11 protein-coding genes are annotated in these 11,863 nt (G+C 47.8%); 10 read left to right on the top strand and 1 reads right to left on the bottom strand.

Going from position 1 to position 11,863, the window contains the following annotated elements:
- Positions 1–444 precede the first annotated feature (444 nt).
- From QZT80_RS07005 to QZT80_RS07015, 3 genes are all read left to right on the top strand, one after another.
- Entirely contained in the window at positions 445–1,014 is a 570-nt protein-coding gene (locus tag QZT80_RS07005) for a hypothetical protein (RefSeq protein WP_295119684.1), read from the top strand.
- 58 nt (positions 1,015–1,072) lie between these two features.
- Positions 1,073–2,080 carry a PDDEXK nuclease domain-containing protein gene (locus QZT80_RS07010; RefSeq protein ID WP_295119686.1) on the top strand — a complete coding sequence of 336 codons (1,008 nt, stop codon included), beginning with the start codon at positions 1,073–1,075 and terminating at the stop codon, positions 2,078–2,080.
- Between the two features lie 109 nt (positions 2,081–2,189).
- On the top strand, positions 2,190–2,750 hold the full coding sequence (locus tag QZT80_RS07015) for a hypothetical protein (protein ID WP_295119689.1): 561 nt from the start codon (positions 2,190–2,192) through the stop codon (positions 2,748–2,750).
- Positions 2,751–2,813: 63 nt separating this feature from the next.
- Here QZT80_RS07015 and QZT80_RS07020 read toward each other — a convergent pair whose 3' ends face one another.
- A complete protein-coding gene (locus QZT80_RS07020; RefSeq protein WP_295119692.1) occupies positions 2,814–3,830 on the bottom strand; it encodes an AraC family transcriptional regulator in 1,017 nt (338 codons plus the stop codon).
- 201 nt (positions 3,831–4,031) lie between these two features.
- Here QZT80_RS07020 and QZT80_RS07025 point away from each other — a divergent pair, with 201 nt between their 5' ends.
- The 7 genes from QZT80_RS07025 to QZT80_RS07055 all read left to right on the top strand — a co-directional run bounded on the left by QZT80_RS07025 (position 4,032) and on the right by QZT80_RS07055 (position 11,859).
- On the top strand, positions 4,032–4,997 hold the full coding sequence (locus QZT80_RS07025; RefSeq protein WP_295119695.1) for a hypothetical protein: 966 nt from the start codon (positions 4,032–4,034) through the stop codon (positions 4,995–4,997).
- 149 nt (positions 4,998–5,146) lie between these two features.
- On the top strand, positions 5,147–5,725 hold the full coding sequence (locus tag QZT80_RS07030; RefSeq protein WP_295119698.1) for a Crp/Fnr family transcriptional regulator: 579 nt from the start codon (positions 5,147–5,149) through the stop codon (positions 5,723–5,725).
- A gap of 84 nt (positions 5,726–5,809) precedes the next feature.
- Positions 5,810–6,877 (top strand): SDR family oxidoreductase, encoded by a 1,068-nt coding sequence (locus QZT80_RS07035; protein WP_295119701.1) that lies wholly within the window; start codon positions 5,810–5,812, stop codon positions 6,875–6,877.
- A gap of 80 nt (positions 6,878–6,957) precedes the next feature.
- Complete coding sequence (locus QZT80_RS07040) at positions 6,958–7,698, top strand: hypothetical protein (RefSeq protein ID WP_295119704.1); 741 nt, start codon at positions 6,958–6,960, stop codon at positions 7,696–7,698.
- Positions 7,699–8,102: 404 nt separating this feature from the next.
- A complete protein-coding gene (locus QZT80_RS07045) occupies positions 8,103–8,900 on the top strand; it encodes a hypothetical protein (protein ID WP_295119707.1) in 798 nt (265 codons plus the stop codon).
- Positions 8,901–9,072: 172 nt separating this feature from the next.
- Complete coding sequence (locus tag QZT80_RS07050) at positions 9,073–11,229, top strand: hypothetical protein (RefSeq protein ID WP_295119710.1); 2,157 nt, start codon at positions 9,073–9,075, stop codon at positions 11,227–11,229.
- Between the two features lie 18 nt (positions 11,230–11,247).
- Positions 11,248–11,859: a hypothetical protein gene (locus QZT80_RS07055; RefSeq protein ID WP_295119713.1), complete on the top strand. Its 612-nt coding sequence runs from the start codon at positions 11,248–11,250 to the stop codon at positions 11,857–11,859.
- Positions 11,860–11,863 lie beyond the last annotated feature (4 nt).

The following is an 11,863-nucleotide window of genomic DNA, read 5'->3' on the forward strand; positions in this document are numbered from 1 at the left end:
ATCGTTCGAGGATCGTTCGACGATCGTTGCTGAAAAGGAGCAGTTTGTTGCTGTGAGATTGCTGAAGTGTTGCTGTAGCCTTGCTGAAAACTGCTGATTTGTTGCTGTGACCTTGCTGAAACTATGCTGAAACCCGCTGTGGAATTAAAAAATTAGCAACGATCAGCAAGGATACTCGAACGATCCACGAAGGATGGTCGATGGAAATAACGTCTCACTTACTCAAAAGACCGTGGCCACCCACCAGAATAACCGTTACCACCCACCGCCGGATTTTTACGCATGCCCGCTGATTTACTTTTGTTATGTCGGCCGGCGGAATGGAAGCATCGCTCAGGCTAAGGATGAGGAGCGACATCCTGAATCTCCTTCCAGATGCGGGCTGACAACTTTTATTCACAATTATTCAAAACGGTTTTTTTAATCATTTAAAACAAATTTTTTATGGCACATATTGATAATAACATTTTCATAGAAGGTCTGCGCGGGAACGTCGCCAAACAGATCGTATACCGCAAACAGGGCAATCGAACGGTGGCGAGCCGTATGCCGAAACTGGATCCCAACAGGGAGCCTACGGAAGGACAAATGGAGCAGCGCGACAAGTTTGCAGAAGCTTCGGACTATGCACAGGAAATACTGGGAGATGCCGAATTGAAGGCCATTTACCAGCAGGAACTGGAGTCGGGTAAAACACTTCGTGGTACGATCGTTCGTGACTACTTCATCGCACCAACGGTGTATAAGATTGACGCAACGGCCTACAAAGGTGTAGTTGGTGACCTTATCACGATAAAGGCGAAAGATGATTTTCGCGTGGTGGCTGTCGATGTTCGTATCCTCGATTCGGCTGGCGAACTCCTGGAAGAAGGAGCTGCGTTACTGGATCCGAGAGGAAGGAGAAAGTGGCTGTACACGGTTACGGCAGCAAATCAGGGTCGTGCAGGTAGCATCATACAGGTAACGGCAACGGATATGCCGGGCAATATGGGCTCACTTGAAATCACTTTGTAATACAAACCAGGGCGCACCCACCGGTGCGCCCTTCTTTTCTATCATAAACTATAAAAAAATGAAAAAACGAGCTATAAGTAATGAAAAATCGATTGCATTAATAGCTGCTGATATTCATCAACTATTATCAGAGGCAAGGAAACAGGTATGCCAGAGCATCAATACCTCCATGGTTACGGCTTACTGGCGGATAGGCCGGCGAATAGTAGAGGAGGAGCAGCAGGGTAAGGCACGAGCCGGATATGGGCAATACCTGTTAGAGCAGTTGTCTACCTGCCTGGCATCCGAAGGTAATGGTACATTTTCGGTAGCAAATCTGAAGAACTTCCGGCAGTTTTACCTGGTATTCCCCGATCTCGACATTGGCAACGCAGTGCGTTACCAATTGAGCTGGACGCATTACCGGTTAATCATGCGGATCAGCAATCCCGAAGCCAGGATGTATTATCTGTCTGAAGCATCTTCGCAATTCTGGAGCACACGTTTGCTGGAACGAAATATTAACAGCCTTTACTATGAACGGTTGCTCTCTACCCGTACAGGGGCGGCAGCTGTTAAGGGCGAGGTAGACACCTCCCGGTTCATCAAAGATCCGTATGTACTGGAATTCCTGGGGGCCGACCTGCCACCGGAAGCTTCGGAGAGTGAGCTGGAAACGGCGATCATCGGCAAGCTGCAGCTGTTCCTGCTGGAAATGGGTAAGGGATTTGCTTTCGTGTCGCGACAGTACCGGATCAGTACGGAAACACGGCACTTTTACATCGACCTGGTATTTTACAATTACATCCTCAAATGTTTTATCCTGATCGATCTTAAAATAACAGCACTTTCACACCAGGATATTGGCCAGATGGATATGTATGTGAGGATGTTTGAAGACCTGGTGAAGGGAACTGGTGACAGCCCCACGTTAGGAATGATCCTCTGCGCCGATAAAGACAATACCATGGTGAAATATAGCATACTGGAGGAAAGTAAGCAGCTGTTCGCGTCCAAATACAGCCTGGTATTGCCGACGGAGGATGAACTACGGGCAAGGTTACAGCGGGAGGGATTGTTTAATTGATGCCGGAACAAAAATTACAAACCTGCACAATCATTTTACCAACATGGTAATTATAAATATGATGGATGCCGGACATTTGTGATCATCATTTATTAATTAAACCATAGTTATGAAAAAACGACAATTTACTCCTCCCGGAAGGCTGTCAGCCAACCATCCAATGATGGTAGAGCCGTCTAAATCGTTTACCGGACATCTGAAGCCTCCGAAGGTAACCAGCCTTCTACAGCAGCAGGCCGTGGCAAACATGACCCGGGCCAACACCTGGGCGAAAAAGGTAACAGCAGATAACCGGCTAACGATGATGTATACGATGCTGGCCGGCGATCAGCGTTCCATCTATCATCTTGCACTTTCTGATTACTTTAAGGCGCCCTGTATCGGCGGTGTTCAAACTGGTGGATACAAAGGCAGGGTAGGAGATACGCTTATCATCTCCGCCACAGATAATGTATTTGTAGATCGTGTATGTGTGCAGATATTTACCGCCGACAGCGTGTTTGTAGAGGAAGGCTGTGCATACCAGGAAATACCGGACAGCCATGCCTGGATATATACTGCAACGGAAGATGTAATCAATGCCTCAGCCTTCCATTTACAAGTATGTGCTTTCGATTTGCCGGGAAACCGTAGTAACATCTGGATGGATGTAGTGAATTTGAGTACATAAACATACCTTGCTACTGCTCAAGGACGGGTATTGTGGCCGGCCTTAATTTTTTGCGGACTTGAATCACGTGTCTGCATCATGTTTGATCCGGTTGGACTCTCGATGATGCCTGCGGTAGGCGCTCGGAGTACATCCCATTGTCTTACTAAATGCCCTGGTAAAAGCTGAATGGTTTTCATATCCAACTTCATCTGCTATCAGGTTGATAGAGTTGTCTGTTTTTACCAATAACTCGCAGGCCGACTGTATTTTCTTAAGCCTTATTTCATCAGCAACGGTAATATGCAACACTTTTTTACAGTAGCGGCTAAACTTCCGGTAAGGCATGCCGAATTGTAGGGCGAGTGCGGGAATGGGGATGTTGTGGTATTTCCTGTGCAAAATTTCATCTCTGGCATTCAGGATTGCTTCAATATCTTCCTCATTGTACTGATAGGTATCATTGCCAGATGTTTTAGTCTTGTCGAGATCCTGGATGAACTGTAATAATAGTTCGTCCAGCAATGCGTCGAGCGATATCTGCCTGGTAGGGCCTATCTGTGTAAGATTGTTTAGCCTGCGCAGTAAAGTACGCGTTTTTTGACCGATTGCAAGGTAAGGAAGCCTCCATCCTTCAGGGTTTAATGTGGTAGCGCGTTCATAAAATTCATGCAATTCCGGGTGGTTTTTTGCAAGCTCTTTTATTGACTGGAGGCTCACTTTTACTTTTACCGAAATGCAATTTCCACTCCCAATCTCGAAAATATGCTGTCCGGCAGGAAGATACCAAAGACTGCAGGTACGGAAACTCTGCCATAACTCACCAAGATGTTCATGTCTTGCGTCCAGTCTGCCTTCGTTGATGTAACTGAGGTAGATGGCTGGTTCATCAAGGTTAAGATAGGCATTGGCCGACGATCCGAATTTAAAATGGTGAAGCGTCGCCTCATTGCGGATGCCGGTGTCAGTTTGCTGATAAATTTCTCCAAATGCGCCTCTGTGTTCTATTACGTCACAATACTTAAAAAGGCCATCGAAGAGATGTGGTGCAGGGTGAGGAATAACCTTCACCTCTGGATTTTCAGGGAAATGGAAATTCATAACGATTTGGTTTGGGGGGCTATCTGCCCATATTTGTTTTGGTGGGAATCCTAATGAAGTTACTGACTGTATATTAAATGACCAAAAAAATACGGACGTTATTTCGGCAAAGGAATGACAAAGCTGCACAATTTTTTGACGAGGGTGGTAAGGGGAATAAATGGGAATGGTACACCTTTGTGATACATTAAATCATATGTTATGAAAAAGACTTTGTTACCAAAAGAAATTATTACAGCTATCCGCGACGCACAAAAAACAGAAGGAATTAAACCGATGCAATTGCTGGAGATGAAAGAGCACCTGCTGTCGTCCCGGATGAGCCTTTTTAGTGATGGCCATAAGAATTGGGCGATGGTGCTGGAAAAGCTTATTTGTTTAAATGACGAGAGTGTTGAATTGCAGATCATCTTTTATGGCAATTGTTACGAAGTTCCCATTCACCAGCGGCATAGCGATTACAGCAACGTGATGTTAGATTATCCAATGGATACCGAGCAGTTTTTTAGCACCATGGAGGAAGAGGGAGGATTGCTGGATACTGCTTCGTACTGGGTAGTGAGAGAGAAGGAGGTGCCCTTGCAAAGAAATATAGAAGAAATCAAGGCCGGTAATCCATTTGCGGACGACGAGGTTTTATGGCCGTTGGACCAGTTGCACTATCAGACGGTCGGATCAAAGTCCCTGTTTCATGCCAGCGTAAGTGATCTCCAAAGTTGTCTACCCAACGACCTTCCGCTGGTGTTGGTAGTAGAGGATTGGTTGCATCATGACCCCTACCATCATTTGGTATTGGACGATAGTGACAATGAACTACTGGGTGTGTTTTCGGACGACAAATGCAGTAACATGATTTTGACAAATAATTTGGTAGACCAATATTATGATGGCGGTATATCCATCATGCGTTTTAATGCACCAGGTTGGGATGCCGGAAGAGATGCAACATTACAGATGTTTGCAAAAGTACTTGCAACAGGCCGGCCGGAGTTTTACAAAGCAGGTAATTACAGTAATTCTGATGGACTTAGCCGGCAGGGCGGGATCGTCGGATGCCTGGTTGAAGACCTGCCGCCTATTACATCATTGCGCCATGCCAGGCAGGGAGGGATTACTACGATATCTTTGGGGTCGATTATGACACAATTTAATTTGGGATTTGGTTGATGTTTTGTTTCTTTTTTTTTTCATAGCGCCGACGTATGTCTATACGTTGGCGTTTGTTGTGAATAGGAACGAAGCATCTGGAAAATTGCAATGCCTGGGCTTGTAAGCCATCTTTCCTCCAAAACTTTTACCTTTGCCCAAATCGTTCCATGACCACCAACACCCTCCTCACCCACATCCACCAAAAAGTCCCGCTCACCGAAGCGGACAACTCTCTCATCCTCCCATACTTCACCCCCAAACTCCTCCGCCGCCGGCAGTACCTTCTCCAGGAAGGCGCCATTTGCACCCATTTATCCTTCGTGGCAAAAGGCCTTGTCAAAGCATTTAACATCGATGAAAAAGGCATTGAACATATCAGCCTTTTCGGATCGGAAGGCTGGTGGATATCGGATTTCGGAAGCTTTGTGAACGCGGTGCCGGGTATGCTGAATATCGACGCGATTGAGGATACGGAGCTGCTGATGATCTCAAGAGAAAATTACGAGGAGCTGCTACAAAAAATCCCGAAGATGGAACGCTACTTCCGCATACTTTACCAGAACAGTCTTGTTACGAAAGACAAACGCCTCATCAGTTCTATCACCGACTCTGCCGAAGAAAAGTACCTCGGCTTTGCCAATAACTTCCCGCAGATCGTACAACGTTTACCGCAAAACCTGATCGCCTCTTACCTCGGACTGGCACCGGAAACGATCTCCCGTATCCGGAAGAGGCAGGCGAAATGATTGATCCAGATCAAGTTTTTTTATTGCTACAGGTCAAGTGTGGCCAGGCATAGCCAGGGTAATTTTGTGTAAAATTATTACAGCATGGAAAAAATTGCCCTGGTGGTTGGCGTAACCGGTATTGCCGGGAACAACCTCGCCAAACAACTCCTGAACGATGGCTGGACTACGTACGGTATTGCCCGTAATCCTGAAATAAATATAACAGGCATGAAGCCGCTGGCAGTGGACCTGTTGGATGTAGCCGCATTGCAAACAGTTTTACACGATATTAATCCCACACATGTGTTCTTCACCACCTGGATGCGCAGGGAATCGGAGGAAGAAAATATCAAAGTAAATGCTACACTCGTACGCAACCTGCTGGAGGTGCTGTCGCCTAAGAAGTCGGTGCAGCATGTGGCGCTGGTTACCGGGTTAAAACATTATCTCGGGCCTTTTGAGGCGTATGCCAATACTGGTACATTGCCAGCTACGCCGATCAGGGAAGAGCAGCCGAGGCTGAGTTACCCTAATTTCTATTACGCGCAGGAAGATGAAGTGTATGCTGCCGCTGCGCGGGATGGGTTTACCTGGAGTATACACCGCCCACATACGATCATTGGTTCGGCGGTGGGTAACCTGATGAATATGGGTACTACGCTGGCCGTATATGCGAGCATCTGTAAACAGACAGGGGAGCCGTTCACCTGGCCGGGATCGGAAGCACAGTGGAATGGCGTGTCTGACCTAACGGACGCGCGCATACTGGCGAAGCAGCTGGTGTGGGCGGCCAGTACGCCTGCTGCTGCCAATACGGCCTTTAATATTGCTAATGGGGATGTATTCCGCTGGAGCTGGTTATGGCCGAAGATCGCTGAGTGGTTCGGGGTAAGCTGGGAAGGGTTTGCGGGCAAAGCGAAACCTTTGCAACAGCAGATGCAGGGCGATGCGGGCTTATGGCGTACCATCACTATCAAACACGGACTGGTGGAGGATAACCTGGTACGGCTGGTGTCGCCCTGGCACACTGACCTTGATTTAGGCCGGCCGATTGAAGTAATGACAGATATGGCGAACAGCCGCAACCTGGGTTTTAGCGCCTATCAGGATACAAGGCATTCCTTTTTTGATCTTTTTGAAGAATTGAGGAGAGAACGGATCATTCCGTAAGTGAAGATTGATTAAATCGAAGCCGTATGGGTCGCAGTGCCTGTACGGTTTTTTGCGTTGCCGGGTAATTTTGCTACTTTATGCCCGCAAAACGCTATACCATGGGATACAAATCATCCATCATTACTATTCTTGCCCCTTCTTCCCCTGTGGATGAACGTACCTTGCTGGACCAGCTTGGCCTAACGGCTTACGAGTATACAGGCGATACTACGTTGGAAGACGCCATGTACCCGAACGATAAGTCGGTGAATATCGGCTACTTCAATAATTGTGTGATCATTTGTGATGATTACCAGCTCACCAATAGCCTGGAAAGGGCCGGGGTAGAACAGCCCGCAGCATACGAAGCGAAATTGTCTGCCCTTTTCCCAGGTTCGGAAATATTGACCACAGCCTGCCACAGTGTTGTTAACTACCACCTGTATGCCCTGGCAAAAGACGGGGTACGTATCCGTTATAAAATGATATCGTCCGACACGCCGGTTGTGGAGTTTGGCGAACAGCTGGAAGAAGAAGTGCCGATATATGCAAATTCTATCCTGAAAGATGGTGTCCGTTTATTCAGCAGTGAGTTTGATGATGAAATAGTATATGAGTACGCAGAAGACCAGATGATGGAGGATTTTACGTTCGGTGTGGCCGCCCGGCACCTGGGTGTTAGATTAGATACGGGCGATGCGGATGAACTGAGTTTTGATGTTCCGTTTAAAAAATATAAAAAGGCAGGAGTAGCAACGGGGCTAATGCCAAAGCAGGATACTACGGCATCGGGCACACCGTCGTTCTTCAGGCGTCTGCTTAGGAAACTGGGCCTGTAGTTGCACGGTCCTTTAGAACATCGAAACTGAAGTACGTCCAATGAAATCTGCGGTTTATGTCCTTTTGTTGACCATGCTGCTGGCGTGACTGGTGGAAATTAGATGATGGATGTTTGAGGATTACATCCGGGAGGCATTTTAATCGCCTTAACCCGCTGGAATAATTCCTCTAAAAGCCTTTAGCAGCCTCGTTTTTACAATGAGTGTTTTTCTGGCAGATATCCCGCATTTTACACCTGTTTACCACATCTCCCAAAATTAAATTCCGCTTTGGTCTTGGTATTCCCGATTTGATTAGTATATATTTGCACCATAGTTGCAAAATATTAAAGCTCCGTTTTGCCTGGCTGGCGCCTACCGGTTAGGGGAGGGCAACGTATTTTCTTAACATAACAAATGCCTGCATGCGAATTTTACCTGTACTACTCATCTCCCTTACCATGGCGGCCTGCGCTACCACCCGCCAGTTATCCAATACCTCGCTCAATAAAGAAGAAACGGCCCTGGCCGATAGTATGCTCACCTGGGCATTGGACCATGAAGCTATATACACACTGCTCGATACGCTTAAACCTATCAGCAGTGTAAAGTACCTGCAGTACCCGGTCGCCAAATCGGCCACAGCAAAGGACGGCGATCCGGTAGTAACACATCCGGACAGTCTGCCGGCACTGGCGGCTAAGTATGCCCGCATTTGCGAGAAGCTGAGTAAAGGGGACCACCGGTTTATCATGGTGCCTTTTGCACAGGCGTATGGTCATAAACGGATGATGGAAATTTATGCGGTACGGAAAAGTAAATTTGCCGCGGTACTGGAGCAACACGCTGCTTTCTTTAACCAGTGGGGTTTTACAGCCGCCAGCGATCCTGCGGTGGTGTTGTCGGTTATAGAATTTGAAAAGCCGTACGACCGTAACCGGGCCTATGGTTACTTTTTCGGTTATCCCGATTATGCGGTGGATTTCTTTATAAAAGCGGAACAGGATACCACGGTACGCCTGGTGCCCCGTGACTTTTTCGCGATACCAGTGTATGCAGGTCAGAAGGGATATTTTACCTACGCTATGCCCAAGGGGCACAATCCCTCCCAGATCGACTCTGTTATTTTCCGCAATGCGCAAGTTACGCTTGAGCGATATAAAGCGGCCAGGAGTAAGGATAAGAGCGCTGTTTCATTATGGAGAAAATGGAATAACTACTAACGATAATTTTCCGCATTGCGTAAATGGATAAACGAAGTGCGTTGTACTTTTGCGCTTTGCCAACTTTTTCATTCCCGTTAACCCACATGTGATTTGCTCAGGAGATAAAAAAACGGAGAACAATAAGATGAATTGGAGCACATTTAAACGGGTATGCCTTATATCTTTCGGGATGGCATTTACTATTGCCACTAAGGCGCAACAGGTACAACCACCGTCTGTAAAATCAAAAACCAGCTTTGCTATTGTGGTAGATGAGGAAACCTACCGCCAGGCTAAACAGGAAATCGATGCCTACCGCATGTCGGTAGAACAGTCGGGCCTGGGTACTTACATCGTATCGGGTAACTGGGCAAGCCCCGCGGAACTCCGTAAGTTGCTGAAGGAGCTGTATAGCCGTTCGCAGCCGATTGAAGGGGCGGTACTGGTGGGTGATATTCCCATTGCAATGGTACGCGACGCGCAGTACCTCACGTCTACCTTTAAAATGAACCAGAAGATTAACTGGCAGCGATCTTCTGTGCCGTCAGACCGTTTCTACGACGACTTCCACCTGGAGTTCGATTTTATTAAACAGGACTCGGCCCGTAAGGACTATTTCTACTATTCGATTAGTCCGGATGGCGCGCAGCAGATCCGCATGAATATCTATACCGCCCGTATTAAACCACCGGTGGTGGCGAGTAAAACCAAATACGAGCTGATTCGCGAGTACCTGGTCAAAGTGGTGAAGGAGAAGAAGGAAAAGAACAGGATCGATGACGTGTTTATCTCCACCGCACACGGTTACAACTCCGAATCGTTTAACTCACAGTCGGGCGAGCTGCTGGCCTTCCGCAACCAGTTCCCGGACTTGTTCCTGCCTGGCCGCCAGGTAAAAATATTCTCTTTCCAGAACGATCCTTTTCTGAAATTCAGCCTGCTGTCGGCGCTTAAACAGCCGCAAACAGACATTGCTATTATGCACGGGCATGGCGATACGGACATCCAGCTGATCAACGGTTACCCGTACGTGTCGGCCGTGGCGCCTTCTATCGAAAACGTTACCCGTTACCTGCGTTCTAAAATACAGGCCGCGAAAGAAGACGGCAAGGATATACAGGCCGCCAAAGAAAGTTACGTAAAGTGGCTGGGCGTACCGATGGCCTGGATGGACAATGCCCTGGACCGCGAACAGATCATCAAAGACTCGATCTTTAACCGCAACCTCGATATTCATATTGACGATATACAGGCGACGAAGCCCAATGCAAGGTTCGTGATGATGGACAACTGCCTTACCGGCTCTTTCCACCTCGATGAATATATTGCAGGTTATTATCCATTTTCAGGCGGCCGCAACATCGTGGCTATTGCTAACAGCATCGGCGTATTGCAGGACCTCTGGCCCGACCAGCTGTTGGGTATCCTGCAGCATGGCGCGCGTGTAGGTAACTGGTTTAAACACGTAGCTTACCTGGAAACCCACATCATGGGCGATCCTACGTTCGCTTTCCAGGGTGGTAACGGTCCGGATGTAAATGCGGCCATTACCGTAAAACAATCCGTTGCCTACTGGAAAAATATGCTGAACAGGCCCGATGCCGATTTGCGCGCACTGGCGCTGATTTACCTCGGCGAACAGTTAAAGGTGGCAGCGTATTCAGCGATACTGAAAAACGCTTACTTCACTTCTCCTTATGAAACCACGCGTATGCAGGCTTTTGTACTGCTCGAACGCCTGGATAATGAAGATTACCGCAGCGTGGTAAAAGCAGCTACCGCCGATCCTTACGAGTTCATCCGCCGCAGGGCGCTGTATGAGATCGTAGAAAATGGCAGCACTGAGTTCGTGGCGCCAACCATCAGTATGATCGTGAATGATTATCACTCAGAACGTATTGCGTTTAAAATACGTGGCGCACTCACTTTCCTGGATGCCAACGAATCACTTAAAGAAATTCACAAACAGGTGAACGATAGCACCATGGTACATTTCGAAACCACCCGCACAGATCTGGAGAAGTCGATCAGGGCGTCGGAGAAGAAAGTGAACGCGATGATCGATACCATCCTCGATAAATCGCGCTCCGATAGAAGCCGCCTGTTCGAGATCACGACCATGCGCGCTTATCGTTATCACCAGACGATTCCGGCATTGGTAACGGTGGTGAAAGATGATAAGAACACCGCTGCTGTAAGGATCGCAGCCCTGGAAGCGTTAAGCTGGTTCCCGAAATCATGGCGCAAACAGGAGATCATCGCACTGTGCCGCGAAATAGACAACAGCAATGCTTACTCAACAGAGTTGAAAAAACAGGCGCATAAGAACCTGCGCATATTCATGTAATTGAATTAATAAGAGAAGATGAACAAAGTAACGATATTATCGATCCTCTTTTTACTGCCACAGCTGCTTTTCGGCCAGGCGAAGAAGAAAACAATATTACCTGCGGACGTACAGATACGCGCGGCTTTAATGGCCGCGCCCGAAGAGTTTCGCGAAGGTGCTACCGTAGTAGGCTGTACACCCGAAGGTAAATGGGTCACCCTGCGGGAGGGTACCAACGATATGGTTTGCCTGGCACCTAATCCAAAGCAGATCGGTGTATACGTGTATGCTTATCCCAAACGCCTGGAGCCCTTTATGGCCCGTGGCAGGGAACTGGCTGCACAGGGTAAACGCATCAACGAAAAAGATACCATCCGCGATGCGGAAATTAAAGCAGGTACATTGCCTTTCCCTAAAGATCCTACTATCCTGTATGGGTATTATGGGAAAGATGAGGACCTGGTGCCGGCAACGGGCGAGATCAAAAATGGTACGCGCCGTTACGTGGTGTACGTTCCCTATGCAACAGCCGCCAGTACGGGAATGCCAACGGAGCCAAACATCCCCGGTATGCCCTGGCTGATGAGCGCCGGTACTTTCAAAGCACACATCATGATCAATCCTGAAAATATGGGCCATCAACATTAGGCCA

Origin of the sequence: uncultured Chitinophaga sp., from assembly GCF_902168175.1 — a bacterium.
In the GTDB taxonomy this organism is placed as follows: Bacteria; Bacteroidota; Bacteroidia; order Chitinophagales; family Chitinophagaceae; genus Chitinophaga.

Excerpts from the sequence above, each read along its gene's own strand:
- QZT80_RS07035 (WP_295119701.1), top strand. The coding sequence starts at position 5,810 with ATGGAAAAAATTGCCCTGGTGGTTGGCGTAACCGGTATTGCCGGGAAC.
- QZT80_RS07025 (WP_295119695.1), top strand. The coding sequence starts at position 4,032 with ATGAAAAAGACTTTGTTACCAAAAGAAATTATTACAGCTATCCGCGAC.
- QZT80_RS07015 (WP_295119689.1), top strand. The coding sequence starts at position 2,190 with ATGAAAAAACGACAATTTACTCCTCCCGGAAGGCTGTCAGCCAACCAT.
- QZT80_RS07045 (WP_295119707.1), top strand. The coding sequence starts at position 8,103 with ATGCGAATTTTACCTGTACTACTCATCTCCCTTACCATGGCGGCCTGC.
- QZT80_RS07005 (WP_295119684.1), top strand. The coding sequence starts at position 445 with ATGGCACATATTGATAATAACATTTTCATAGAAGGTCTGCGCGGGAAC.
- QZT80_RS07050 (WP_295119710.1), top strand. The coding sequence starts at position 9,073 with ATGGCATTTACTATTGCCACTAAGGCGCAACAGGTACAACCACCGTCT.
- QZT80_RS07030 (WP_295119698.1), top strand. The coding sequence starts at position 5,147 with ATGACCACCAACACCCTCCTCACCCACATCCACCAAAAAGTCCCGCTC.
- QZT80_RS07055 (WP_295119713.1), top strand. The coding sequence starts at position 11,248 with ATGAACAAAGTAACGATATTATCGATCCTCTTTTTACTGCCACAGCTG.
- QZT80_RS07040 (WP_295119704.1), top strand. The coding sequence starts at position 6,958 with ATGCCCGCAAAACGCTATACCATGGGATACAAATCATCCATCATTACT.
- QZT80_RS07010 (WP_295119686.1), top strand. The coding sequence starts at position 1,073 with ATGAAAAAACGAGCTATAAGTAATGAAAAATCGATTGCATTAATAGCT.
- QZT80_RS07020 (WP_295119692.1), bottom strand. The coding sequence starts at position 3,830 with ATGAATTTCCATTTCCCTGAAAATCCAGAGGTGAAGGTTATTCCTCAC.